Origin of the sequence: Gordonia sp. 135, assembly GCF_009720185.1 — a bacterium.
In the GTDB taxonomy this organism is placed as follows: domain Bacteria; phylum Actinomycetota; class Actinomycetes; order Mycobacteriales; family Mycobacteriaceae; genus Gordonia; species Gordonia alkanivorans.
This window is the reverse complement of record NZ_CP046257.1, coordinates 2,708,042-2,734,162: the sequence shown is the minus strand read 5'-3', so window position 1 is coordinate 2,734,162 and position 26,121 is coordinate 2,708,042. Positions and strand designations below refer to the sequence as shown.

Annotated in this window: 22 protein-coding genes; 11 read left to right on the top strand and 11 right to left on the bottom strand. The window is 68.0% G+C overall.

Annotated features, from left to right (window positions below):
• Positions 1-5: 5 nt before the first annotated feature.
• The 9 genes from uvrC to ppc all read left to right on the top strand — a co-directional run bounded on the left by uvrC (position 6) and on the right by ppc (position 11,604).
• Complete coding sequence (gene uvrC, locus GKZ92_RS12265; RefSeq protein WP_035751514.1) at positions 6-2,081, top strand: excinuclease ABC subunit UvrC; 2,076 nt, start codon at positions 6-8, stop codon at positions 2,079-2,081.
• Positions 2,074-3,024, top strand: coding sequence for an RNase adapter RapZ (gene rapZ / locus GKZ92_RS12260; protein WP_196222000.1), 951 nt, complete (start codon positions 2,074-2,076; stop codon positions 3,022-3,024). The genes uvrC and rapZ overlap by 8 nt, the downstream gene beginning before the upstream one ends.
• A complete protein-coding gene (locus tag GKZ92_RS12255) occupies positions 3,021-4,055 on the top strand; it encodes a gluconeogenesis factor YvcK family protein (RefSeq protein WP_006357226.1) in 1,035 nt (344 codons plus the stop codon). The genes rapZ and GKZ92_RS12255 overlap by 4 nt, the downstream gene beginning before the upstream one ends.
• Before the next feature lie 70 nt (positions 4,056-4,125).
• The gene (gene whiA, locus GKZ92_RS12250) at positions 4,126-5,103 is read left to right on the top strand and encodes a DNA-binding protein WhiA (protein ID WP_006357227.1); all 978 of its coding nucleotides are present in this window, start codon (positions 4,126-4,128) and stop codon (positions 5,101-5,103) included.
• Between the two features lie 157 nt (positions 5,104-5,260).
• A complete protein-coding gene (gap, locus tag GKZ92_RS12245) occupies positions 5,261-6,280 on the top strand; it encodes a type I glyceraldehyde-3-phosphate dehydrogenase (protein WP_006357228.1) in 1,020 nt (339 codons plus the stop codon).
• A 37-nt stretch (positions 6,281-6,317) separates the two neighbouring features.
• Positions 6,318-7,529 (top strand): phosphoglycerate kinase, encoded by a 1,212-nt coding sequence (locus tag GKZ92_RS23745; RefSeq protein ID WP_035751518.1) that lies wholly within the window; start codon positions 6,318-6,320, stop codon positions 7,527-7,529.
• Between the two features lie 3 nt (positions 7,530-7,532).
• Positions 7,533-8,321, top strand: a complete 789-nt coding sequence (gene tpiA, locus GKZ92_RS23740; RefSeq protein WP_005194872.1) for a triose-phosphate isomerase — start codon at positions 7,533-7,535, stop codon at positions 8,319-8,321.
• 110 nt (positions 8,322-8,431) lie between these two features.
• Positions 8,432-8,665, top strand: a complete 234-nt coding sequence (secG, locus tag GKZ92_RS12230; protein WP_006357231.1) for a preprotein translocase subunit SecG — start codon at positions 8,432-8,434, stop codon at positions 8,663-8,665.
• A 98-nt stretch (positions 8,666-8,763) separates the two neighbouring features.
• Positions 8,764-11,604, top strand: coding sequence for a phosphoenolpyruvate carboxylase (ppc, locus tag GKZ92_RS12225; RefSeq protein ID WP_035751519.1), 2,841 nt, complete (start codon positions 8,764-8,766; stop codon positions 11,602-11,604).
• A gap of 16 nt (positions 11,605-11,620) precedes the next feature.
• On the opposite strand, the gene ppnP is transcribed toward ppc, so the two are convergent.
• From ppnP to tkt, 6 genes are read right to left on the bottom strand one after another with little or no spacing between them, the layout of a single operon-like run.
• Positions 11,621-11,947: a pyrimidine/purine nucleoside phosphorylase gene (gene ppnP, locus GKZ92_RS12220; RefSeq protein WP_006357233.1), complete on the bottom strand. Its 327-nt coding sequence runs from the start codon at positions 11,945-11,947 to the stop codon at positions 11,621-11,623.
• 22 nt (positions 11,948-11,969) lie between these two features.
• Complete coding sequence (gene pgl / locus GKZ92_RS12215; RefSeq protein WP_035751698.1) at positions 11,970-12,707, bottom strand: 6-phosphogluconolactonase; 738 nt, start codon at positions 12,705-12,707, stop codon at positions 11,970-11,972.
• Positions 12,708-12,712: 5 nt separating this feature from the next.
• Positions 12,713-13,714, bottom strand: a complete 1,002-nt coding sequence (locus tag GKZ92_RS12210) for a glucose-6-phosphate dehydrogenase assembly protein OpcA (protein ID WP_006357235.1) — start codon at positions 13,712-13,714, stop codon at positions 12,713-12,715.
• Positions 13,711-15,279, bottom strand: coding sequence for a glucose-6-phosphate dehydrogenase (gene zwf, locus GKZ92_RS12205; RefSeq protein ID WP_006357236.1), 1,569 nt, complete (start codon positions 15,277-15,279; stop codon positions 13,711-13,713). Before zwf ends, GKZ92_RS12210 begins: the two co-directional genes overlap by 4 nt.
• 7 nt (positions 15,280-15,286) lie before the next feature.
• Positions 15,287-16,408 carry a transaldolase gene (tal, locus tag GKZ92_RS12200; RefSeq protein ID WP_006357237.1) on the bottom strand — a complete coding sequence of 374 codons (1,122 nt, stop codon included), beginning with the start codon at positions 16,406-16,408 and terminating at the stop codon, positions 15,287-15,289.
• 20 nt (positions 16,409-16,428) lie between these two features.
• The gene (gene tkt / locus GKZ92_RS12195) at positions 16,429-18,507 is read right to left on the bottom strand and encodes a transketolase (RefSeq protein ID WP_006357238.1); all 2,079 of its coding nucleotides are present in this window, start codon (positions 18,505-18,507) and stop codon (positions 16,429-16,431) included.
• A 240-nt stretch (positions 18,508-18,747) separates the two neighbouring features.
• Between tkt and GKZ92_RS12190 the strand changes: the two genes are divergently transcribed.
• Positions 18,748-19,740 carry a heme o synthase gene (locus tag GKZ92_RS12190; protein ID WP_006357239.1) on the top strand — a complete coding sequence of 331 codons (993 nt, stop codon included), beginning with the start codon at positions 18,748-18,750 and terminating at the stop codon, positions 19,738-19,740.
• An 18-nt stretch (positions 19,741-19,758) separates the two neighbouring features.
• Here GKZ92_RS12190 and GKZ92_RS12185 read toward each other — a convergent pair whose 3' ends face one another.
• Entirely contained in the window at positions 19,759-20,733 is a 975-nt protein-coding gene (locus tag GKZ92_RS12185) for a quinone oxidoreductase family protein (RefSeq protein WP_035751521.1), read from the bottom strand.
• A gap of 75 nt (positions 20,734-20,808) precedes the next feature.
• Here GKZ92_RS12185 and GKZ92_RS12180 point away from each other — a divergent pair, with 75 nt between their 5' ends.
• A complete protein-coding gene (locus GKZ92_RS12180) occupies positions 20,809-21,192 on the top strand; it encodes a hypothetical protein (protein ID WP_006357241.1) in 384 nt (127 codons plus the stop codon).
• A 76-nt stretch (positions 21,193-21,268) separates the two neighbouring features.
• On the opposite strand, the gene GKZ92_RS12175 is transcribed toward GKZ92_RS12180, so the two are convergent.
• The 4 genes from GKZ92_RS12175 to mptB form a co-directional block, all read right to left on the bottom strand.
• On the bottom strand, positions 21,269-22,297 hold the full coding sequence (locus GKZ92_RS12175; RefSeq protein ID WP_035751522.1) for a COX15/CtaA family protein: 1,029 nt from the start codon (positions 22,295-22,297) through the stop codon (positions 21,269-21,271).
• Positions 22,294-23,097, bottom strand: a complete 804-nt coding sequence (locus GKZ92_RS12170; RefSeq protein ID WP_035751700.1) for an ABC transporter permease — start codon at positions 23,095-23,097, stop codon at positions 22,294-22,296. Before GKZ92_RS12170 ends, GKZ92_RS12175 begins: the two co-directional genes overlap by 4 nt.
• Positions 23,098-23,108: 11 nt before the next feature.
• The gene (locus tag GKZ92_RS12165) at positions 23,109-24,059 is read right to left on the bottom strand and encodes an ABC transporter ATP-binding protein (RefSeq protein ID WP_006357244.1); all 951 of its coding nucleotides are present in this window, start codon (positions 24,057-24,059) and stop codon (positions 23,109-23,111) included.
• A gap of 109 nt (positions 24,060-24,168) precedes the next feature.
• Positions 24,169-26,001, bottom strand: coding sequence for a polyprenol phosphomannose-dependent alpha 1,6 mannosyltransferase MptB (mptB, locus tag GKZ92_RS12160; protein ID WP_035751523.1), 1,833 nt, complete (start codon positions 25,999-26,001; stop codon positions 24,169-24,171).
• Positions 26,002-26,121 lie beyond the last annotated feature (120 nt).

Here is a 26,121-nt window from a genome sequence, read left to right as displayed (position 1 = left end):
AACACGTGGCCGACCCGACTACCTACCGTCCTGCTCCCGGAACCATCCCGACCGATCCCGGGGTGTACAAGTTCCGTGACGAGCACGGTCGTGTCATCTACGTGGGCAAGGCCAAGAACCTCCGGTCGCGTCTGACGTCGTACTTCGCCGACATCGCCTCGCTGCACCCGCGCACCCGTCAGATGGTGACGACGGCGGCGTCGGTGGAGTGGACCGTCGTGGGCACCGAGGTCGAGGCACTTCAGCTCGAATACAACTGGATCAAGGAATTCGATCCACGGTTCAACGTCCGCTATCGCGACGACAAGAGCTACCCGATGCTCGCCGTGACCCTCAACGAGGAGTATCCGCGGCTGTTCGTCTACCGCGGACCCCGCCGCCGTGGCGTGCGCTACTTCGGGCCGTACGCGCATGCGTGGGCGATCCGCGAGACCGTCGACCTGCTGACGCGGGTGTTCCCGGCGCGCACCTGCTCGGCGGGCGTGTTCAAGCGGCACCGCCAGATCGACCGGCCGTGTCTGCTCGGCTACATCGACAAGTGCTCCGCGCCCTGTATCGGCCGGGTCGACGCCGAGGAACACCGCGAGATCGTCGAGGACTTCTGCGACTTCCTCGCCGGCCGCACCGACCTGCTGATCCGCAAGCTCGAACGTGACATGTCCGCTGCGGCCGAGGATCTCGATTTCGAACGCGCGGCCCGCCTGCGCGACGACATCGGCGCCCTCCGACGCGCCATGGAGAAGCAGGCCGTGGTTCTCGGCGACGGCACCACCGCCGACGTCGTCGCGATCGCCGGAGACGACCTCGAGGTGTCGGTACAGGTCTTCCACGTGCGCGACGGACGCGTCCGCGGTCAGCGCGGGTGGGTCGTCGAACGCAGTGACAACGGGACCGACGGCGACGTCATCGGCGAGTTCATCACCCAGTTCTACGGTGCGCAGGTCGATTTCGACGCCACCGTCGACGTCGGCGAGGACCGTGCACACGGCGAGTCGGTCCCGCGCGAGGTCCTGGTCCCCGAATTGCCCGCCAACGCAGCCGAACTCGAGGAGTGGTTGTGCGGACTGCGGGGAAGCAGGGTCACCCTGCGTGTACCGCAGCGCGGCGACAAGAAGGCGCTGTTCGAGACCGTCGCCCGGAACGCGGGGGAGGCGCTCACCCAGCACAAGCTCCGGCGCGCCGGTGACCTCACCACCCGGTCGGCCGCCCTCACCGAGCTGCAGGAGAACCTGATGCTCGACCAGGCTCCGCTGCGCATCGAGTGCGTCGACATCTCGCATGTCCAGGGCACCGACGTCGTGGCTTCTCTCGTCGTCTTCGAGGACGGTCTGCCGCGCAAGTCCGATTACCGCCACTACGCGATCCGCCATGCCGCCGGCGACGGCCACTCCGACGACGTCGCATCGATCGCGGAGGTCACCCGCCGCCGCTTCCTCCGGCATCGCGCCGACCGTGACGCACCGCCGCCCGAGTCGGGGGAGGTCGACGCCGAACCGCAGACCTCTGCGCAGCCGCGGAAGTTCGCGTACCCGCCCAATCTGTTCGTCGTCGACGGCGGTGCGCCTCAGGTGCATGCCGCGGCGGCGGTTCTCGACGAACTCGGTGTCACCGACGTCTCGGTGATCGGACTCGCCAAACGCCTCGAGGAGGTGTGGGTGCCCGGTGAGGACGACCCGATGATCCTGCCGCGCAGCAGCCAGGCGCTGTTCCTGCTGCAGCGTGTGCGCGACGAGGCGCACCGGTTCGCCATCACCTTCCACCGCAGCAAGCGCAGCAAGCGGATGACCGCGTCGGCGCTCGACGGCATCCCGGGTCTCGGCAAGACACGACGCACCGCGCTGGTGACCCACTTCGGGTCGGTCGCGCGCCTGCGTGAGGCATCCTTGGAGGAGATCGCCCAGGTGCCCGGGATCGGTCTGACCACCGCGCGTGCGGTGCAGAGCGCACTGGGTGGTGACACCGTTGCGGAGGCGGGGCCGGAGTCCGAGGTGGTGTCGGTGGAGTCGGTGGTGTCCGAGACGGTGAACGAGGCGGAGATGACGGTGGTGACCGGTGACGCGGGACGAGGTGTCGATGAGTGAGCGGGCCGAGGCCGAACACGACGAGCAGTTGACCGGAGGCGTGCGGAACGACGGGGTACCGGACGGACTCACCGTCCTGTTCGTGACCGGCATGTCCGGCGCGGGCCGCTCCACGGCGGCCAACGTGCTCGAGGACGACGGCTGGTACGTCGCGGACAACGTTCCGCCGTCACTGATCTCGACGATGGTCGGGATGGTGCGGGAGAGCGACCCGACGATCACCCGTCTCGCGATGGTGTTGCGCGCATCCGGCCCCGACCTCGCCCACGAACTCGAACAGCTGCGGGACAACCTCGAGGAGTCGGGGATTCGTACCCGGCTGCTGTACCTCGACGCGAGCGAGGAGGCGCTGGTCCGTCGCTTCGAGCAGGTGCGTCGCCGACACCCGTTGCAGGGCAAGGAAACTCTCATCGAGGGCATCGCCCGGGAACGCGCGATCCTGGCGCCGATCAAGAACGTCGCCGACCTCGTCGTGGAGACCTCGGCGCTGACCGCGGCCAAGCTCCGCTCCGTGGTGGAGGGTGTGTCGCCGGGAGACACCGAACCGCGGCTGAGCATCGCGGTGCAGTCCTTCGGCTTCAAGTACGGACTGCCCATCGACTCCGATCTCGTCGCCGACGTGCGGTTCCTGCCCAACCCCCACTGGATCGACGAGCTGCGCGACCACAACGGGCAGGAGGCGCCGGTCCGCGACTACGTCCTCGGCCAGCCCGACGCCGGTGACTTCCTCGACCTGTACACCGACCTGGTGTCCATCGTCGGTCGTGGCTACCTGCGAGAAGGTAAGCGCTACATGACGATCAGCGTCGGCTGCACCGGCGGTAAACATCGAAGTGTCGCCATCTCCGAGGAGCTCGCACGGCGTCTCCGCAAGGCCGTCGACGACTCCGGCGTGGCCACCTACGACGTGCGCGTGATGCACCGCGATCTGGGGCGCGAATGACCCAGGAGATCGTCGACCCCAAGATCGTCGCGCTGGGTGGCGGCCACGGCCTGTACGCGACGCTGACCGCGATGCGTTACCTGAGTACCGACATCACCGCGGTGGTGACGGTCGCCGACGACGGGGGATCGTCGGGCCGCCTGCGTGCCGAACTCGGCCTCATCCCGCCGGGAGACCTGCGAATGGCCCTGGCCGCGTTGATGTCCGCGCCCAAGGCGCTCGAGGACTTCCAGACCGCGGGTGACCCCGACACCCGTCGACGCCACGAACTGTGGGCCGAGGTGCTGCAGCACCGCTTCGGCGGTCGCGGCGCGCTCGCCGGACACCCCATCGGCAATCTGATGCTCGCGGGGCTCACCGAGGTCCTCGGTGACGCGGTGGCCGCGCTGCAGGAACTCCGGTCGATGTTCGGGATCGTCGGGCAGGTGCTGCCCATGTCGACCGTCCCGCTCGACATCGAGGCCGACGTGTCAGGACTCGAGGCGGACCCGCGCATCAGCCGGGAGATCCGCGGACAGGTCGCGGTGGCGACGACGCCCGGCAAGGTGCGTCGCGTGCGGCTGATCCCCGAGGAACCGCCCGCCTGCGAGAGTGCCGTCGGGGCAATCGAATCCGCCGATCTGGTGATGCTCGGACCCGGCTCCTGGTTCTCCAGCGTGATCCCGCACGTGCTGGTGCCCGAGCAACTCAAGGCGTTGCAGCGCACCGCCGCCCGCAAGGTGCTGGTGGTCAACCTCGCACCCGAACCGGGGGAGACCCCGGGGTTCTCGGTGGAGCGGCATCTGCACGTCCTGCACGCCCACGCCGACACCTTCCGCGTCGACAACGTCCTGGTCGACGCGTCGTCGGTGCCCGCCGGACGCGAACGCGAGCATCTCGTGCGCGCGGCCGGACTCTTCGGCGCCGAACTGAACGTCGGCGATGTCGCGGTACCCGGCCGCCAGGTCCATGACCCGGCGAAAGTCGCCGCCGTGGTGAACGAACTGTGCGAAGGTGAATCGAACCGTTACGCTGACCGGGCCGACGCCTGACCCAGGCGATGATTCGGCGTTTTCTCGAGGGACGTGTGGGCAGTTGACAGGAGGACAGGGACCGGTGGCGATGACGGCAGCGGTGAAAGACGAGCTGAGTCGCCTGACGGTGACCCAGGTGAGTTGCCGGAGAGCCGAGGTGTCGGCCCTGCTGCGTTTCGCCGGCGGCCTGCACATCGTGGCGGGCCGCGTCGTCGTGGAGGCCGAGGTCGACATGGGCAATGTCGCGCGGCGCCTACGACGCGAGATCCACGACCTGTTCGGCTACGGCTCCGACGTCCACGTCCTGCGAAGCGGCGGCCTGCGCAAGTCGGCCCGCTACATCGTGCGCATCACCAAGGACGGCGAGGGACTCGCCCGGCAGACCGGCTTGCTCGATCTGCGTGGCCGGCCGGTGCGCGGCCTCCCGGCCCAGGTGGTCGGCGGTAGCGTCGCCGACGCCGAAGCCGCTTGGCGCGGTGCGTTTCTCGCCCACGGTTCGTTGACCGAACCAGGACGCTCGTCGGCGCTCGAGGTCAGCTGCCCCGGACCCGAGGCCGCGTTGGCGCTCGTCGGCGCCGCCCGTCGCCTCGGTGTGACCGCGAAGGCGCGCGAGGTCCGCGGCGCCGACCGCGTCGTCATCCGCGACGGCGAGGCCATCGGCGCGCTGCTCACCCGGATGGGCGCCCACGACACCCGCCTGGTCTGGGAGGAACGCCGCATGCGCCGCGAGGTGCGCGCGACCGCGAACCGCCTCGCCAACTTCGACGACGCCAACCTCCGGCGCTCGGCCCGCGCGGCAGTGGCTGCGGCCGCCCGCGTCGAACGCGCCCTGGAGATCCTCGGTGACGAGGTCCCCGACCATCTCATCGCGGCCGGACAGCTGCGCATCACCCATCGGCAGGCCTCTCTGGAGGAGCTCGGCCAGCTCGCCGACCCGCCGATGACCAAGGACGCCGTCGCCGGACGCATCCGCCGGCTGTTGTCGATGGCTGACAAGAAAGCTCGCCAGGACGGCATCCCGGACACCGAATCGGCGGTCACCTCAGAGCTGCTCGACGAGGCCTAGGGACCTGCGGTGTGCCGGACCGAACCCGGCCTACTAGGCTGAAGTCGACGTGTGCGGACCGGGGGTCACCCCTGTGTGCCATCGGTGACCGCTCACGGCGCGGCCAGCAGGGCTTGACCCACAGGCCTGACCATGAATACCGCTAAGGAGCACAACTGTGACTGTTCGGGTAGGCGTCAACGGATTCGGCCGGATCGGCCGCAACTTCTTCCGTGCCGTCGAAGCGCAAAAGGCTTTGGGCACCACTGACATCGAGATCGTCGCGGTCAACGACCTCACCGACAACGCGACTCTCGCGCACCTGCTGAAGTTCGACTCGATCCTCGGCCGTCTGCCCGAAGACGTCAGCCTCGAAGGCGACGACACCATCGTGGTGGGCGACAAGAAGATCAAGGCGCTCGAGGTCAAGGAAGGCCCCGCAGCCATCCCGTGGGGCGACCTGGGCGTGGACGTCGTCGTCGAGTCGACCGGCATCTTCACCGCACGCGCCAAGGCCCAGGGCCACCTGGACGCCGGCGCCAAGAAGGTCATCATCTCGGCCCCCGCCTCGGATGAGGACATCACCATCGTCATGGGCGTCAACGACGACAAGTACGACGGCAGCCAGAACATCATCTCCAACGCCTCGTGCACCACGAACTGCCTCGGCCCGCTGGCCAAGGTCCTCAACGACGAGTTCGGCATCGTCAAGGGCCTCATGACCACGATCCACGCCTACACCCAGGATCAGAACCTGCAGGACGGCCCGCACAAGGACCTGCGCCGCGCACGTGGTGCCGCGATCAACATCGTGCCGACCTCGACCGGTGCCGCCAAGGCCATCGGCCTGGTCCTCCCGGAGCTGAAGGGCAAGCTCGACGGTTACGCCCTGCGCGTGCCGATCCCCACCGGCTCGGTCACCGACCTCACCGCGCAGCTGGCCAAGCAGGCCACCGCCGAGGAGATCAACGCCGCGCTCAAGGCTGCCGCCGAGGGTCCGCTCAAGGGCATCCTCAAGTACTACGACGCCCCGATCGTCTCCTCCGACATCGTCACCGACCCGCACAGCTCGCTGTTCGACGCCGGCCTGACCAAGGTCATCGACGATCAGGCCAAGGTCGTGTCCTGGTACGACAACGAGTGGGGCTACTCGAACCGCCTCGTCGACCTCATCGGACTCGTCAGCAAGTCTCTCTAGTCCACTCGTCGTACAACGAAAGAGGAGTCAACGCCTCATGGGTGTTCCCACTCTGAAGAACCTTCTGGAAGAGGGTGTTTCGGGTCGCGGAGTGCTGGTCCGTTCGGATTTCAACGTCCCGCTCGACGGGTCGACGATCACCGATCCGGGTCGCATCCTCGCCTCGCTGCCCACCCTCAACGCGCTGATCGACGCCGGCGCCAAGGTGATCATCACCGCCCACCTGGGTCGGCCGAAGGGCGAGCCGGATCCGAAGTTCTCGCTCGCGCCCGTCGCGGCGCGGCTCGGCGAAGAACTCGGTCGCAACGTGCAGCTCGCCGGTGACGTCGTCGGCACCGACGCGCTCGCCCGCGCCGAGGGTCTCACCGACGGTGACGTCCTGCTCCTGGAGAACATCCGCTTCGATCCGCGGGAGACCTCCAAGGACGACGCCGAGCGCGAGAGGCTGGCCAAGGCCCTCGTCGAACTCGTCGGCGAGGACGGCGCGTTCGTCTCGGACGGCTTCGGAGTGGTCCACCGCAAGCAGGCATCGGTCTACGACGTCGCCAAGCTGCTCCCGCACTACGCGGGAGAGCTGGTGGCGGCCGAGGTCGACGTCCTGTCGAAGCTCACCGAAGAGGTGACCCGTCCCTACGCGGTCGTCCTCGGTGGCTCGAAGGTCTCCGACAAGCTCGGGGTCATCGAGGCGTTGGCTCCCAAGGTCGACACGCTCGTCATCGGTGGCGGCATGGCCTTCACCTTCCTGGCCGCACAGGGCCATTCGGTGGGCACCTCGCTGCTGCAGGAAGACCAAATCGACGTCTGCAAGAGCCTGCTCGAGCGCTTCGGCGACGTCATCCACCTGCCGGTCGACGTCGTGGTGGCCGACAAGTTCGCCGCCGACGCGGAGGCGAAGACCGTCGCCGCCGACGCCATCCCGGACGGCTGGATGGGACTCGACATCGGACCGGAGTCGGTGAAGCGATTCACCGCGGTCCTCTCGGGCGCCCAGACGATCTTCTGGAACGGTCCGTCCGGCGTCTTCGAGTTCGAGAAGTTCTCGGCCGGCACCCGCGGTGTCGCCGAGGCCATCGCCGGTGCGACCGGCAACGGTGCGTTCACCGTGGTCGGTGGCGGCGACTCGGCTGCCGCGGTGCGGACCCTGGGTCTGCCCGACTCGGACTTCTCGCACATCTCCACCGGAGGTGGCGCATCGCTGGAGTACCTCGAAGGCAAGGAACTCCCCGGACTGAAGGTGCTGGAGAGCTGAGCCATGGCAACTCGTAAACCGCTCATCGCGGGCAACTGGAAGATGAACCTGAACCACCTCGAGGCCATCGCGCTGGTTCAGAAGATCGCCTTCGCCCTGCCGGCGAAGTACTTCGACAAGGTCGACGTGACGGTGATCCCGCCGTTCACCGACATCCGCAGCGTGCAGACCGTCGTCGACGGCGACAAGCTGCTGCTCACCTACGGTGCGCAGGATCTGTCGCAGCACGACTCGGGTGCCTACACCGGGGAGATCAGCGGCGCCTTCCTCGCGAAGCTCGGCTGTACCTTCGTCGTCGTCGGCCACTCGGAGCGACGCACCCTGCACGGTGAGACCGACGAGATCGTGCTGGCCAAGACCAAGGCCGCGCTCAAGCACGAACTCACCCCGATCGTCTGCATCGGCGAGGGTCTCGAGATCCGCGAGGCCGGCGAGCACGTCGCGTACAACGTGGCGCAGCTCAAGGGTTCGCTGGCGGGCCTGTCGGCCGCCGAGATCGCCAAGACCGTCATCGCCTACGAGCCGGTCTGGGCCATCGGCACCGGTCGCGTGGCCAGTGCCGCCGACGCCCAGGAGGTCTGCAAGGCCATCCGCGAGACCCTCGCGGAGATCGCCGACGCGGAGACCGCGGCCTCGGTCCGCATCCTCTACGGCGGTTCGGTGAACGCCAAGAACGTCGGCGACATCGTCGGCCAGACCGACGTCGACGGAGCTCTCGTCGGCGGCGCGTCGTTGAAGTCCGACGAGTTCGCGACGCTGTCGGCGATCGCCGCGGGTGGCCCCTTGCCCTGACGGGTCACACCCACGCGTACACTGTGGCAGGTTGGTGTCGATTTGCGTCGGCACCACCTGCCACAGCTGTTTCTCCAGGTGTTTACGGAAGGGCGTTTCGACTCGTGACTGTGCAAGGTGCACTCGACATCGGATTGATCGTGACCAGCGTTCTGCTGATCGTGCTCGTCCTGCTGCACCGCGGCAAGGGTGGCGGTCTGTCGTCCCTGTTCGGCGGCGGTGTCCAGTCCAGCCTGTCGGGTTCGAGCGTCGTCGAACGCAACCTCGACCGGTTGACCATCTTCGTCGGCCTCATCTGGGTGATCTTCATCGTCGGCGTGGGCGTCGACATCAAACTTTCCTGAGCTGGTTTCTGCTCTGGACCTCGGGCGACGCGTGATACGCGTCGCCCGTCGCTTTCCCCGGGATGCCGGACTCCCCTGATCTCGGGATACTTGACGGCATGAGTGAAACCGCCCCCGCCAAGGGAGCCCCGGCCTCGCGTCCGTCCATCTCGATCGTCGACCACATCGTCGTCGACGACGAGGGCCGTGCACTCACCGAACCATTACGCGAGGACATCCGTCTGCTCGGCGGCATCCTCGGCGAGGTCGTCGCCGAGCATTCCGGCACGGATGTCTTCGATCTCGTCGAGTCCGCCCGGGTCGCCGCTTTCGGCGTGCGCCGCAACGAGATCGACCGCAGCGAGCTCGCCGACATGTTCGTCGACCTCGACGTCGCCACCGCGGTACCCGTCATCCGCGCCTTCAGCCATTTCGCGCTGCTGGCCAATCTGGCCGAGGACATCCACCGCGAACGCCGCCGCGCCATCCACGTGCGGGCCGGTGACCCGCCGCAGAAGTCCAGCCTGGCCGCCACCTACCGCCAGCTCGCCGACGCCGGACTCGGCGACGAGGAGGTCGGCAAGGCACTCGCCGATGCCAACGTCGTCCCCGTCATCACCGCCCACCCGACCGAGACGCGGCGTCGCACGGTGTTCGAGGCGCAGAACCGAATCACCGAGCTCATGCGCTTCCGCGGTCGCACCGAACTGACCCCCGACGAGGACGCCGAGGTCACCGAGGCGATCCGGCGCCAGATCCTCACGCTGTGGCAGACCGCTCTCATCCGTCTCGAGCGGCTGACCATCCAGGACGAGATCCGTTCGGGCCTGCGCTACTACGACGCCTCGTTCTTCGAGGTGGTGCCGGCGATCAACACCTCGGTGCGAGCCGCGCTGCGGTCGGCGTACCCGGACGCGGGTCTCGCCGACGAGCCGATGATCCGCATGGGGTCCTGGATCGGCGGCGACCGGGACGGCAACCCGTTCGTCACCGCCGAGGTCGTCACCCTGGCCACCACGCTGGCCGCCGCGACCGCGGTCGGGCACCACCTCGCCGAACTCGAGAACCTCGCGCAGGAACTGAGTATGTCGGCGCGACTGATCACCGGCACCGAGCCGCTGCTGGCACTCGCCGGCGCCGATGCCGACGACCCCGGTGTCGACGAGCCGTTCCGGCTCGCGCTGCGGCACATCAGGTCCCGTCTGGCGGCGACGGCGAGGGGCATGTTCGACGACGACTTCCTCTCATCGAGCGACCTCTTCCTCGTCGACGGCAAGTCGCCGTATCACGACGCATCGGAACTCCTCGCCGACCTGGACGTCATCGACGCCGCGCTGCGGGTCAACAACGACGCCACCATCGCCGACGATCGCCTCTTGTCCCTCCGGGAGTCGGTGCGTACCTTCGGTTTCCATCTGTCCGGACTCGACCTGCGGCAGAACTCCGACATGCACGAGGAGGTCGTCGCCGAACTCCTGGCGTGGGCCGGCGTGCACGCCGACTACGCCTCGCTGGGGGAGGAGGAGCGCGTCGAGATCCTGTCCGCCGAGCTGCAACGCCGTCGTCCGCTGACCAGTCCCGACGCGGAACTGAGCGAACTGGCGACCAAGGAACTCGGGATCGTGCGGGCTGCTGCGAAGGCGGTCGCGACGTTCGGGCCGGAAGCGGTGCCGAACTACATCATCAGCATGTGCACCTCGGTGAGTGACATGCTCGAGGCCCTGATCCTGCTGAAGGAGGCCGGTCTCTACGATCCTGGTGCGGCGGGGGAGAACTCGCCGCGCTCGACCGTCCGCGTCGTACCGCTGTTCGAGACGATCGAGGATCTGCAGCAGGGCGCCACAACGCTGCTCGCCGTTCTCGACGTGCCGTTCTACCGGGCGCTCGTGGAGTCCCAGCACGGCATGCAGGAGATCATGCTCGGCTACTCCGACTCCAACAAGGACGGCGGTTACATGGCCGCCAACTGGGCGCTGTACCGCGCCGAACTCGACCTCGTCGAGGCGGCGTCTCGGTCGGGAATCCGGTTGCGGCTCTTCCACGGTCGCGGTGGCACCGTCGGTCGCGGTGGAGGTCCCAGCTACGATGCGATCCTCGCCCAGCCGCCGGGTGCGGTCCGGGGATCGTTGCGGATCACCGAGCAGGGCGAGATCATCGCAGCCAAGTACGCCGAACCGGTGACCGCCCGCCGAAACCTGGAGACGCTGCTGGCCGCGACCATCGAGTCGTCGTTGCTCGACGTCGAAGGTCTCGGCGACGAATCGGAGTCGGCCTACGAGATCATGGACGACATCGCGGCCAGGGCACGTGCGGCGTACAGCCGTCTGGTGCACGAGACACCGGGATTCGTCGAGTACTTCACCACGTCGACGCCGCTGTCGGAGATCGGCGCCCTCAACATCGGCAGCCGCCCGGCGTCACGCAAGCAGACCGAGAAGATCTCGGATCTCCGAGCGATCCCGTGGGTGCTGTCGTGGACGCAATCACGCGTGATGCTGCCGGGCTGGTACGGCACCGGGTCCGCGTTCGAGGAGTGGGTCGGCGACGATCCCACCCGCCTCGAGGCCCTGCAGCGCTACTACGAGAAGTGGCCGTTCTTCCGCACCGTCATGTCCAACATGGCGCAGGTGCTGGCCAAGTCCGACATGGGTCTTGCCGAGCGCTACGCACAGCTGGTTCCCGACGAGCAACTGCGCGACAAGGTGTTCGGCATGATCGTCGACGAGCACGAGCGTACGATCGCCATGTGCGCCGAGATCACCGGCACCGACGACCTGTTGCACGACAACGCAGCCCTGAAACGTTCGGTCTACAACCGTTTTCCGTACCTCGAGCCCCTCAACCTGCTGCAGGTGGAGCTGCTGCGCCGGTTCCGTGCGGGGGAGGACACCCCGCTGGTGCGCCGCGGTATCCAGCTCACCATGAACGGTCTGGCGACGGCGCTGCGGAACTCGGGTTAGCCCGGAGTGGCTGTGCTCAGCCGTAGTGGCAGACGTAGCTGACGGGGTCGGTGACCTCGATGTCGAACGAGGAGTTCCCGGGCACCGAGAACGAGTCGCCCGCGCCGTAGGAGGTCCAGTCCTCGCTGCCGGCGAGCCGCACCCGGCAGGCGCCGCTGTGGAGTTCCATGATCTCGGGTGCGCCGGTGCCGAAATTCAGTGTCGCGGGCAGGATCACACCGGCCGATTTACGGGTGCCGTCGGCGAGGTGGAACGTGTGGCTCACGCACTTGCCGTCGAAGTAGACGTTGGCGCGAGGGTCGAGGGTCACGTTCGCGTAGGTCGAGGTATCGGTCACGAGCATCGAGCCTAGCGTGAGCCCGGAATCACTTGAGCCGGGAGGCCGCGTCCTCGTCGAGGAACCAGATGGTCTCTTCGGTGCCGTGGGCACCGGCGCAAGGCCAGTCCGCCGGGTCGGCACCGTTGTGGGCAGCGACGACGGCCTCGGCCTTGTCGGCGCCGGCGACGAGGAACCAGACGTTGCGCGACCGGTTGACCACGGGCAGTGTCAAGGTGATCCGACGCGGCGGCGGCTTGGGCGAATCCTCCACGGCGACAACCGACTTCTCGGTCTCCGCGGTGGCCGCGGTGTGCGGGAAGAGTGAGTTGATGTGGCCTTCGCCGCCCATTCCCAGAAGGTGAAGATCGAACTCCGGGGCAATGCCGTCAGAGGAGCGGCCGGCCAGGATCGCCGCGTAATCGGCTGCGGCGGCGTCGATGTCGTCGCCGAACGGGCCGTCGGACGGGGCCATCGGGAAGACCCGCGACGGGTCGACCGGCACCTTGTCGAGCAGGGCTTCGCGGGCCTGTCCGGAGTTGCGTTCCGGGTCGTCGGCCGGTACGAATCGGTCGTCGCCCCAGTACAGGTCGACTCGCGACCAGTCGATCGTGCCGCTGTCGGCGGCCAGGGCCGACAGAATGCCGATCCCGTTGCTGCCGCCGGTCAGGACGATGCTCGCGACGTCGCGTTCGGCCTGTGCGCGGGTCACCAGGTCGATGAAGCGAGCGGCCGCGGTCACGACCAGTTCCTGCTTGGACTCGAAGACCAGCGTCTCGTTGGCCACGTCTTTCACTCTTTTCCGTCGGATGCAGCTGAATCGCTCTGCTGTGCGGCGTGTTCGACAGCGGCTCGCATGTCGGCTCGGAGGAGTGCCTCCTGCTCCGGTGAGATCCGCTCCACGTCGGCGACACCGGCCAACGCCGAGGCGTACACCTCGTCGACGTCGAGACGGCGCAACTCCTCGGCGATGCACACCGGCAGCGAGCGCGGCGTCATCGCGATCTTCCCGTCCGGCTTGCCGGGTGCGGTCAGGACGGCGTTGTTGCTCTCGTCGACGGCCAGCACGGTGTCGCCGTCGGTCCGGACGAGTCGAACCTCGAAGCTGCCGGTGAACCTGCGCGTGGGGACGCCCAGCGCGGACCGCAGCCAGCCGGCGAGCAGGTCGATGGCCGGACTGCGATCGGGTCCGGTCACATCGATCTCGAGGACCGGGGTGAACGGAGGACGATCGAGGGCCGAAGCGAGGATCGCCCGCCACGGGGTGAGCTGGGTCCAGGCGATGTCGGTGTCACCGGGCGAGTACCCGGCGAGACGACGTTTGAGGACGGTGTTCAGGCCGGGGTCGCGATTGGCGTCCATGATCCGGCGGCGGCCCAGCGTGCCGAGCGGATCGGATGCCGGCCGCGCGGGACCGATACTCGGCCACCAGGTGACCACCGGGGTGTCCGGCAGCAGGAAGGGGATCACCACTGCGTGTGCGTGGTCGGCCATGTCGCCGGCCAGAGACAGCACGATGACCTCCGACGCGCCGGCGTCGCCGCCGACGCGGATCTCGGCGTCCATCCGCGAACGCGCATGGCGCACACCGCGGGAGACGACGATCACGCGGCTGGGATGCTCGCGGCTCGCGGCGATCGCGGCCTCGATGGCGCCTTCGGTGGGTTCGTCGTGTTCGGCACAGACGACCAGCGTGAGCACGCGACCGCTGTTGACCGAACCCTCGGTCTCGTGGAGCGTGACCAGTCGCTTGGCGACTTCCCGGCTCGACGTGTCGGGCAGGTTGACGATCATGGACGCCTCCACTGTCGGCCATGGCGTGCGAGCATCTCGTCTGCGGACGCCGGACCCCAGGTTCCTGCCTCGTACGCTTCCGGCCGGCCGTTCTGGGCCCAGTGGTCGAGCACCGGATCGAGGATCTTCCAGGACAATTCGACTTCCTCGTTGACGGGGAAGAGTGACGGTTCCCCGAGCAGCACGTCGAGGATCAACCGTTCGTAGGCCTCCGGGGACGCCTCGGTGAACGCGGTGCCGTAACTGAAGTCCATGTTCACGTCGCGGACTTCCATGCTCGATGCGGGCACCTTGGAGCCGAACCGGAGCGTCATCCCCTCGTCGGGCTGAACGCGGATCACCAGCACGTTCTGGCTGAGTTCCTCGGTCATCGTCTGATCGAAGGGCAGATGCGGCGCCCGTTTGAAGACCAGCGCGATCTCGGTGACGCGCCGGCCGAGGCGCTTGCCGGTACGCAGGTAGAAGGGGACACCCGCCCAGCGGCGGGAGTCGACCTCCAGGGCGATCGCGGCGAAGGTCTCGGTCGTGGAGTCCTTGGCGAAGCCGGACTCCTCTTTGAGGCCGCGAACCTTCTCGCTGCCCTGCCAGCCGGCGGTGTACTGACCCCGAGCCGTGTTCTCCGACAGCGGCTCGATGTTGCGGGTGGCGGCGAGAACCTTGGCCTTCTCGGCCTGTAACTGCTTGGGCTCGAAAGAGATCGGCTCTTCCATCGCCACCAGCGCCATCAGCTGCAGCAGATGGTTCTGGATGACGTCGCGCGCCGCCCCGATGCCGTCGTAGTAGCCGGCCCGGCCACCGAGACCGATGTCCTCGGCCATGGTGATCTGGACATGGTCGACGTAGTGCGAACTCCACAGCGGATCGAACAGCTGATTGGCGAAGCGCAGCGCCAGGATGTTCTGCACCGTCTCCTTGCCGAGGTAGTGGTCGATGCGGAACACCGACGACTCCGGGAAGACGTTGTTGACGATGGCGTTGAGTTCACGGGCCGAGCCGAGGTCGTGACCGAAGGGCTTCTCGATGACCACCCGGCGCCAGCTGTCGCCGGTCTGTGCTGCGAGCCCGCTGCGCTCGAGCTGTTCACACACCGTCGGGAACGCCCCGGGCGGGATCGACAGGTAGAAGGCGTGATTGCCGTCCGTACCGCGTTCGTTGTCGAGCGACTTGAGGGTGTCGCGCAACTTGTCGAAGGCGGCGTCGTCGTCGAAATTGCCCTGCACGAAGCGGAAGCCCTCGGCGAGGCGCTCCCACACCTCCTCACGGAAGCCCGTGCGGGCGTGTTCCCGCACGGCGTCGTGCACGACCGCCCCGAAATCCTCGTCGGTCCAGTCCCGCCGGGCGAACCCGACGAGAGCGAACGACGGGGGGAGGAGGCCGCGGTTGGCGAGGTCGTAGACCGCAGGCATCAACTTCTTGCGTGCCAGGTCTCCGGTTACGCCGAAGATGACCAGACTGCACGGTCCCGCGATACGCGGGAGCCGCTTGTCCCGTGGGTCACGGAGCGGATTGGTCCAGGAGTCGGGTCCTACAGCACCGGGTCCCACTGAATCCCCGCCGACGGCCACTGTGGGATCAGCCCTTGATCGCCGCGGACAACTGCTCGGCGGTCGCGTTGAGCAGATCGTTCCACGCGTCCTCGAACTTGCTCACGCCCTCGTCCTCGAGGACCTTGAAGACATCGACCGTGTCGACGCCGAGCGCCGCGATCTTGTCGAAGACCTCCTGCGACTCCTGCGCGAGACCGATGATCGAGCCGGTGTTCACCCAACCGTGGTCGGCGAAGGCGTCCATCGTCTTGCCCGGCATGGTGTTGACCGTGTTGGGTGCGACGAGCTCGCTGACGTACAGGGTGTCGGGGTAGTCCGGGTTCTTCACGCCGGTCGACGCCCAGAGCGCGCGCTGCGGACGGGCGCCGTGGGCGAGCAGATCGGGGAAGCGCGACTCGACCTCGAACACCTGCTGGTAGGCCGAGTAGGCCAGGCGGGCGTTGGCCAGTGCCGCCTTGCCCTTGAGCTCCATCGCCTCCGGGGTGCCGATGGCGTCGAGACGCTTGTCGATCTCGGTGTCGACGCGCGAGACGAAGAACGACGCCACCGAGTGGATGTTCGACAGGTCGTGGCCGGCTTCCGCGGCGGCGTCGAGGCCGTCGAGGTAGGCGTCCATGACGTCCTTGTAGCGCTCCACCGAGAAGATCAGCGTCACGTTGACGCTGATGCCCTCGGCGATGACCTTGGTGATCGCCGGGAGCCCGGCCGTGGTGGCCGGGATCTTGATCAGCAGGTTCGGGCGGTCGACGATCTTCCACAGCTCGATCGCCTGGGCGACCGTGCCGTCGGTGTCGTGGGCCAGGCGCGGGTCGACCTCGATCGACACCCGGCCGTCGACGCCGTCGGACTCCTCGTACACCGGTGCGAGCACGTCGCAGGCGTTGCGGACGTCGTCGGTGGTCACCGTGCGGATGGTGCCGTCGACATCGGCGCCACGCGCGGCCAGTTCGGTGACCTGCGCGTTGTAGGCGGTGCCCTTCGACAGCGCCGCTTGGAAGATCGACGGGTTGGTGGTCACACCGACCACCGACTTGGTCGAGATCAGTTCGGCGAGTTCGCCGGAGCCGATCAGGTCACGGGACAGGTCGTCCAGCCACACCGAGACTCCGGCGGCGGACAGTTCGGCGAGCTTCTCGTTCTGGGTCACGATCTCTCTCCTTGGGTTGGTCAGCCGGCGACGACGCGCTCGGCGGCCGACGTGACGGCCTCTGCGGTGATCCCGAACTTGGTGAAGAGCACCTTGTAGTCGGCCGAGGCACCGAAGTGCTCGATGCTGACGATCTCGCCACCGGCGCCGACGATGCGGTACCACGGCATCGCGATGCCGGCCTCGACGGCGACACGCGGAACCGACGGCGGGAGCACGTGGTCCTGGTACCCCTTGGGCTGCTCGTCGAACCACTCGACACAGGGCATGGACACGACGCGGGCCTTGATTCCCTTGTCGGCCAGCGCCTTCTGTGCTTCGACGGCCAGGTACACCTCGGAGCCCGTGCCGATCAGCACGACCTGCGGATCGCCCTCGGAATCGCTGAGGATGTAGCCGCCGTTGGCGACGCCCTGCGCCGAGGTGCCCTCGAGGATCGGGAGGTTCTGCCGGGTGAGCGCCAGGCCGACCGGGTGGTTGCGCCGGGTCAGCAGGTGCGCCCACGCGTAGGCGGTCTCGTTCGCGTCGGCGGGACGCACGACGTCGAGATTAGGGATCGCCCGCAGCGCCGCCAGGTGCTCGATCGGCTGGTGGGTCGGGCCGTCCTCGCCGAGACCGATCGAGTCATGGGTCCAGACGTAGATCGGGTCGATCTCCATCAGCGCCGCCAGACGGACGGCCGGACGCATGTAGTCGGCGAACTGCAGGAAGGTGCCGCCGTAGGCGCGGGTCGGTCCGTGCAGGGCGATGCCCGACAGGATCGAACCCATCGCGTGCTCGCGGACACCGAAGTGCAGGGTGCGGCCGTACGGGTTGGCCGACCACTTCTTGGTGCTGATCGACGTCGGGCCGAACGAGGGCTCGCCGTCCATCGTGGTGTTGTTCGAGCCGGCGAGGTCGGCAGAACCGCCCCACAGCTCGGGCAGCACGGGCGCGAGGGCGCCGAGCACCTTGCCCGAGGCGCTGCGCGTCGCCACGTCCTTGTCGCCGACGTTCCAGCTCGGCAGGTTCTCGGTCCAGCCCTCGGGGAGCTCGTGGGCGGTCAGGCGATCGAACAGCGCCTTCTGCTCGGGGTTCTTCTCAGCCCATGCGTCGAAGGACGCCGTCCAGGCCTTGCGCTGCTCGGCGCCGCGCTCGACGAGCTTGCGGGTGTGCGCGATGACCTCGTCGGTGACCTCGAAGTTCTTCTCCGGGTCGAAGCCGAGAATCTTCTTGGTCGCGGCGATCTCCTCGTCACCGAGCGCCGCGCCGTGGGCCGCGCCGGTGTTCATGAGGTTGGGTGCCGGGAAGCCGATGATGGTGCGGAGGCAGATGATCGACGGACGGTCGACGACCTCCTGGGCGGCCTTGATCGCGGCCTCGATGGCCACGACGTCCTCGCCGCCTTCGACGGTCTGCACGTGCCAGCCGTAGGCCTCGTAGCGCTTGGCGACGTCCTCGGACAGGGCGATGTCGGTGTCGTCCTCGATCGAGATCTGGTTCTGGTCGTAGAACACGATCAGGTTGCCGAGCTGCTGGGTGCCGGCGAGCGAGCTGGCCTCAGAGGTCACGCCCTCCTCGATGTCACCGTCGGAGGCGACCACGTAGATGTAGTGGTCGAACGGGCTCTCGCCGACGCCGGCATCCGGGTCGAACAGGCCGCGCTCGCGGCGGGCGGCCATCGCCATGCCGACCGATGAGGCGAGACCCTGGCCCAGCGGGCCGGTGGTGATCTCCACACCGCGGGTGTGGCGGAACTCCGGGTGACCGGGGGTCAGCGAATCCCAGGTCCGCAGCGCCTCGATGTCGGAGAGCTCGAGGCCGAAGCCACCCAGGTAGAGCTGGATGTAGAGGGTCAGGCTCGAATGCCCGCAGGACAGCACGAAGCGGTCGCGGCCGGCCCAGTCGGTGTCGGTGGGGTCGTGACGCATCACGCGCTGGAACAGCGTGTAGGCCAACGGTGCGAGGCTCATGGCCGTACCCGGATGACCACTGCCACACTTCTGCACCGCGTCGGCGGCCAGCAGGCGGGCCGTGTCGACGGCACGCGTGTCGAGGTCGGTCCAGTCGTCCGGATGGCGGGGGGTGGTCAGTGCGCGGATCTCGTCTGTGTCGGCCACGATGGTGATTGTCTCCTGTGCCTGCTCGGGTTTTCGGCGCGTTCGGGTCCAGAGTAATCGGCCAGGAGCACGGCCTGCGCGCCGACCGAAAGTTACCGGTCGGTTCGTCGATCGGTGCCGGTCACGGGTCCGGCCACGAGGCGATTACGGTTCGCGAAGGCAAACGTCTACCATGCTCTGTAGTAGCCCGCGGCGATCTGTGCGGGCAGACGAGGAGTGTTCGTGAGGATAGGGGAGCGTGTGAGCGGAGACCGTCCCGCCGCATCCCACTCGACCGACACCGCATCACAGCAGGTTTCGACCGAGCCGGTCATGCCGGCGGATCTGACGTGGGCCGGACGTGTGCGCGCGACGGTGCTTGCGTATGTCGCGCTGACCAAGCCGCGGGTCATCGAGCTGCTGCTGGTCGCGACGATCCCGGTGATGCTGCAGGCCGATCGCGGTCACGTCGACATCGCTGTCATCGCCTTCACCCTGATCGGTGGATGGCTCGGTGCCGGCAGCGCGAACACCCTCAACATGGTGGTCGACGCCGACATCGACAAGAAGATGAAGCGCACCGAACGGCGGCCCCTGGCCCGTCGGGCGGTCGCCACGCGCAGTGCGCTGATCTTCGGCCTGGTGCTCTGGGCCGCGTCGTTCGCGGTGCTGTACTTCGCCGCGAACCTGCTGTCGTCTCTGCTCGTCTCGGCGACGATCATCTTCTACGTCGGCGTCTACACGATGATCCTCAAGCGCCGCACCTGGCAGAACGTGGTGTGGGGCGGCGCCGCCGGTTGCATGCCGACGCTGGTCGGCTGGGCGGCCGTCACCGGCTCGATCAGCTGGCAGCCGATCGTGCTGTTCCTGGTCATCTTCTTCTGGACTCCGCCGCACACCTGGGCGCTCGCGATGCGCTACAAGGAGGACTACAAGGCGGCCGGCGTGCCGATGCTCCCGGTCATCGCGACCGAGGAACGCGTCACGCGTCAGATGCTGATCTACACCTGGCTGACCGTCATCAGCTCCCTCGCACTGATCCCGGCCACCAGCTGGATCTACACGGTGATCGCCCTCCTCGCCGGCGCCTGGTTCCTCGAGCGGGTCACCAAGCTCTACCGCGACACCAAGCGCGGCGCCGAGGTGAAGCCCCTCAAGGTGTTCCTGCAGTCCAACGAGTACCTGGCGATCGTCTTCTGCGGCCTCGCGATCGACGCGGTCGTCGGCATGCAGACGATCTCCTCGTACTTCTGATCCGGTCGTTCAGATCCCTCAGGAATCCGCCGGCAGCAGCACGGTCGCACCCGTGGTCTTGCGTGCCTCCAGGTCCGCGTGGGCCTGCGCGGCGTCGGCCAGCCGGTATCGCTGACCCACCCGCACGTCCACGTCGCCGTCTCCGATCGCCTCAAAGTACTCGCTTGCCCGCCAGTTCAGTTCCTCCGGCGTCGCGGTGAAATGCGCGAGGGTGGGTCGGGTCACCGACAACGAACCGGCCGGGTTGAGGCGCTGCAGATCGAACGGCGGCACCGGTCCGCTGGAGGCACCGAACAGCACGATGATGCCGCGGACGGCCGTGGCGGCCAGCGACTGCTCGAAGGTGTCGGCGCCGACCCCGTCGTAGACCACCGCAACACCGCGACCGTCGGTCAACTCCCGGACGCGCGCGGCGAGGTCGTCCCCGTAGCGCAGGACGTGGTCGGCCCCGGCCTCCCGGGACAACTGCTCCTTCTCCTCCGAGGACACCGTCGTGATGACCCGCAGACCGTGGCGCTTGGCCATCTGGGTCAGGATCAGCCCGACCCCGCCGGCCCCGGCGTGGATCAGCACCGTGTCCTCCGGATGCGGGTGTGCGCTGCCGTCGAGCAGGTAGTGCGCGGTGAGCCCGCGGAGCAGCGACGATCCGGCGACCGCGTCGTCGATGCCGTCGGGGACGACGACCGCCTGAGCGGCGGGCACCGCCACGAGTTCGGCATACGACGCGGGCGCCGCACACCATGCGACCCGCTGACCCACTTCGAGGGCGGACACGTCGGAGCCCAGGGAGACGATCTCGCCGGCCCCCTCGGTGCCCGGGATGTACGGCGGGGTCGAAGGATAGAGACCGCGGCGGAGATAGGTGTCGATGTAGTTGACGCCCACCGCCGAGGTTCGGACGATCACCTCGTCGGCGGCCGGGATCGGGTCGTCGACGGTTCCGAAGGTCAGGACGTCCGGACCGCCGTGGCGGGTCACCTGTATCGCACGCACGACACCCGTTGTACACGGGGAACGCGCCGGACGTGACGCCCATCCCGGTATCGGGATCGGCCGAGGCCCACCGGTATGCTGAGCGTCATGACTGACAGTGCCGCCACCGACACCACAGCCACGCCGACCGTCCAGGCACCGGGCGATGTCGTCGCCTCGGTGAAGAAGTTCGTCGCGCGCGAGGGCGGGAGCGCCAAGGTCGTCCTGCAGGCGATCGGTGCGGCCGGCGTCCGGATCACGCTCGTCGGTGACGCCGGAGGCGTCCTCGGTGACCGCGTCGTCGCCGACCTCGCGACCGCGCAGGCAGTCGTCGACGCCGTCGACGGACTCGAGATCGCCGAGTGGGATCGCGATCTCACCTCCGAGACCACCGTCAAGCCGTCGCATTACCGCAAGATGGCCGGCTGGGTGGCCCGCCAGAAGCGCTTCCCGAAGGCGCGCAACCGCGCGATCCTCTGACGCGACGGTCCGACCCGCGAACCAGAGACGACCCCCGGCGCGATCGCCGGGGGTCGTCGTCGTTCGTGACGCGTGGTCAGGCCGCGTCGACGTGCGGCTGATCGGTCGCCCGGGCGACCAGCACCTGCCAGGTCGCGCCGATGAGGAGCAGCGCACTGCCGAACATGTGCGCGATGACCAGCGCGACGGGCAGATCGGTGAAGAACTGGACGAAGCCGATCACACCCTGCAGGACGAGCAGGCCCACGAAGACCAGTGCCGAGCGCTGCTGGGGACGCGCGAAGACGCGGGCGTAGATGAGTGCGGCCAGACCCAGGCCGACGAGTACGAACACCGCATCTGCGTGGAGCTGGGTGGCGTTGTCGGGGTCGAGTCCGTTGCGGGGGGCGTCGGCGTCGCCGGCGTGGGGGCCGGAACCCGTCACCACTGTGCCGAGGTAGATGGTCACCCAGGTGACCGCGTACAGCAGCCACGCCAGGTAGACGCCCAGTCGCCGGGTCGCCATCCCCGGGGTGTCGGTGTCGGCGGGTGCGGGTTCGGCCGGGGTCGGATACGGGCGCATCCGGAAGACCAGGACGGTCGCCGCCGACACCAGGATCATCGACAGGATGAAGTGCAGCGCCACGACCCACGGATTGAGGTCGGTGAGGACGGTGATGCCGCCGATCACGCCCTGGAACGGGATACCGAGAGCGATCAGGGTCACGAGCCACTTGTCGCGGCGGGCCGATCCGGCGTAGCGGAGCACGGCGATCCAGGCGGCGATCGCGATGATGATGAGGACCCATGTCAGCATCCGGTTGCCGAACTCGATCGCGCCGTGGATGCCGAGTTCGCCGTGCGGGACGAAGGAATCGTCGGTGCAGCGCGGCCAGGTGGGACAACCGAGTCCCGAACCCGTCACGCGGACGGCGCCGCCGGTGGCGACGATCCCGACGTTGGAGACGAGCAGCGCCATCGCCCAGCGGTGTACGAAGCGGATCGTCGGTCGGCCGAATCCCGGGATGGACCGCCAGAAACCGCCCACCTGTCGATTGCCACCCTCGGTAGTCGCCCTGTCGGGGTCCGCCCCGTCGGGTCGTGTCGAAGTCTGCGACGTCGTCATCGGAATCGGAACCACCTCACTGCCAAGGTGCCGGCCACTGCGGCCCACACCAGCAAGACGCCCACCCCGAAGGCGTCGAACGAACCACGTGCGGCCATTTCCAGGGCCTCACTGAGCGCACCCGAGGGGATACACCGTGCGAAGGTGTGCACGGCGCCGGGAACGTTGGAATCGACGACCACGAGGCTGCCGAGTCCGATGAACGCGAACCAGAGCAGGTTCGCCAGGGCCAGGACGACCTCCGCCTTGAGCGTGCCGCCGAGGAGCAGCCCGAGGGCCGCGAAGCAGGCGGTGCCGACGATGATCACCAGCGCGCCGATGAGCAGTCCGACCGCGTCGGGCCGCCACCCGAAGGCGAGTCCGATGGCGCCGAGGATGACCGACTGCAGGGCCACCACGATCAGCACTGCGACCGACTTGCCGACGATGATGCCCCACCGGGGAATCGGTGTGGCGCCCAGTCTTTTCAGGGCCCCGTACCGGCGGTCGAAACCGACGGCGATGGCCTGGCCGGTGAAGGCGGTCGACATCACGGCGACCGTCAGGATCGCGGGGACGAAGAGCGTGGCGCGCTCGGCCGGGCCGTCGCCGAAGGTCGTGTTGATCGGCAGCAGGCACAGCCCGATGAGCAGCGTGATCGGGATGAACATGGTGAGCAACAACTGTTCACCGTTGCGGAGCAGGAGCTTGAGCTCGAGGGTCGACTGCGCGGTGATCATCGCCGGCAGGGACGCCGGACGCGGCGCCGGACGGAACATGCCCTCGGGGAAGAGTCCCGTGCCGGGAGCGGGGGAGTTCACTGCGGGGGAGTTCACTGTCGTAGGGCCCGTCCGGTCAGGTCGAGGAAGACGTCTTCGAGACTGCGGGTCTCGACACGGAGATCGGTGGCGAGGACGTTGATCTTCGCGCACCAGGCGGTCACCGTCGCGAGAACCTGCGGCGTCATCGGGCCGATGACGAGGTACGAGCCGGGGTTCGCCTCGGTGCAGTGATAGCCCTCGGGAAGTGCGAGCGTGAGCATCGACAGGTCGAGCCCGCGGGGCGCGGTGAACCGCAACTCGTTCTCGGCGCCGGTGCTCGTGAGGTCGGCGGGGGTCCCGGCGGCGACCGCGCGGCCGTGATCGATGATCACGACCTGGTCGGCGAGTTCCTCCGCCTCGTCCATCAGATGCGTGGTGAGCAGGACGGCCACGCCGTCGGCGCGGAGGCGGTCGACGAGTTCCCACACGACGAGACGCGCGTGGGCGTCGAGGCCGGCGGTCGGCTCGTCGAGGAACACCAGTTCAGGACGGCCGACGATCGCGCAGGCGAGCGCGAGGCGCTGCTGTTGTCCGCCGGAGAGGCGTCGGTACGACGTGCGGCGGACGTCGTCGAGACCGAGTGCGTCGATGAGGAATTCGGGGTCGATCGGGTCGGCCGAGTAGGCGGCGACGAGCCGCAACATCTCCTCGGCGCGGGCGCCCGGGTAGGCGCCGCCGCCCTGCAGCATCACACCGACGCGGCGTCGGAGGGCGTCGTTGTCGACGATCGGATCGAGCCCGAGAACCCGGACGGTGCCGGCGTCGGGGGCGGTGAAGCCCTCGCAGATCTCGACGGTCGTGGTCTTGCCCGCACCGTTCGGTCCGAGGAGGGCGAGGATCTGTCCGCGCTCCACGGTCAGATCGAGCCGATCGACGGCGGTACGGTCACCGAAGGTCTTGACCAGCCCGCGTACCTCGACCGCTGGGGATGCGACGGGGTCGCTCGGCGGACGATCGTTCATTCGATCGTCATCGCTGATCTGCCGAGGGGTCGTGCTGCGCACACAGGTCAGACTAGGCGCTCGGACCCCGCGGACGAAAAACGCCGTTCGCGGGTTCGGTGGGGGATCGTCATGGCGTCGGGGCGTTCTCGGCCGGTTCCGGGGACTCCTCCGGTGCCCCGGTTCTGCGACGACGCCATCGGCGCGGCGAACGGTCCTCGAAGAAGAGTGCGGTGAGTGCTGCGACCATGATCACACCGGCCAGAAGCCCCTGTGCGAGAACGACTCCGCTGGTGTTGGAGCTCGTGGGCATCACGACGATGGCGATGATCGCGGATGCCGCGATGGTCGAGATCCGGAACCACGCTCCCGTCGCCCACGCCGCGAGCGGGATCACCGCCCAGAGGAGATACCAGGCCTGGACGAACGGGAAGAACAGGATGAATGTGGCCATTGACACACCGAGTGCGCCGAGGGGGTGCAGGCGTCCGCCAAGGGTCGCGAGCATCCACCGGATGATGAACAGACCCGCGACGAGCTGACCGATCGGGCGTGCGACGTCGAGGATCGCCTGGGTGTGCTCTCCAAGTCCGAGCGTCACACCGATCCGACCCGTCGTCACCCCGAGCAGCGTCGGCATCGACATCCACGACCGGACGATCTCGCCGGTGGAGAGCGTGCCCGTCCAGCCGAATCCGAGCCCGGTGGCCAGCGAGATACCAACCATCACGATGCCCAGGACGACCACGTAGAACGCCGCGGAGACTCCGAGGGCGTACACGGACCATTTCGATCGGGTCCACCATTCGCGGATCGGCGCGTGCCGCAGGGCCGGCAGCGTGGCGCCCCAACGCATCGCCAGGGCGATCCCGACGAAACCGAGCGCGAGCATGGATGCGACCTTGATCATCGCCGACGCCGCGATCACCGCGCCGCCTGCGATCAATATCCAGCCGGCTCTTGTGGGTATCAGCGTTCCCGGCTTCCGTAACCGGTCGACGCCGTAGATGGCGCGGAAGCTCAGCTCGAGGCCGACGAGCATCAGGCCGAGCATGAGTGCCTCGTTGTGGATGCCGCCCACCAGATGCAGGATCACCAGCGGGTTCATCGCACCGAGCCACAGGGCGGCGACCGAGGACACCCCGCAGCGCTTCGCCAGACGCGGCAACGCCCACACGATGAGCGCGACACCGATCAGTGCGACGATGCGGTGCAGGAAGATCGCCGCGGTGATGTTCGCCCCGGTGATATTGGTGATGCCCTCGCCGATCCACAGGAACAGTGGTCCGTAGGGCGCGGGGGTGTCGCGCCAGAGGTTGGGCACGGATCGGGTGAGGATGTGATCGACGCCGAGGCCGCGGACGGGACTGACCGAGTACGGGTCCATGCCGCGGAAGGCGATCGCGCTCTGGGCGAGGTAGGAGTAGACGTCCTTGCTCAGCAGCGGGGGAGCCAGCACGATCGGCGTGATCCACAGCATGAGCGTCCGGTCGGCCTGGCGTCGGCTCATCCGCCGTTCCGGACTGCGTCCGTGACGGACCTCGACGCTGAAGCGGCCGACCGCGAAGCGGCCGATCAGAAGCCAGGCGACCACGAGAGTGATGGTGCCGCCGATGGAGAGGGCGAGTGCGGTCCCGAACATCCGCGATGGCAGCGACAGCACGCGCATGCCGGCGACCGGGTTCTGCAGCACGGGCACCGCGCCGGTGCCGAGCGCGCCGATCAGGATCAGAACCGAACCGGTGGCTCCGAACAGCTTGATGCGGCGGAGGCGACGGGTCTCCGCGGCGTTGAGGGGGCCGACCTCGCGCTCGTCGTCGTGTAGCCGGGCGATGGCCTTGCCGTAGTCGCCGCGCTGCTCGGTGGCGTCGCCGTCGGTTCCGGCGGGACGCTGTTTACGCAGTCCGAGGTAGTCGAGTACGGCGAGCAGGTGATTCCACACGAGTCCGAAGAAGTCCGGCACGCGGCGGCCAGCTGTGGTTTCGGGCACACGACGACTGTAATCGGCGGCGCCCGATACCTCGCGACCACCCTTTATCCGGACAATCACGACACCGCTGACGAACTCGGACGCAGCGCTAAG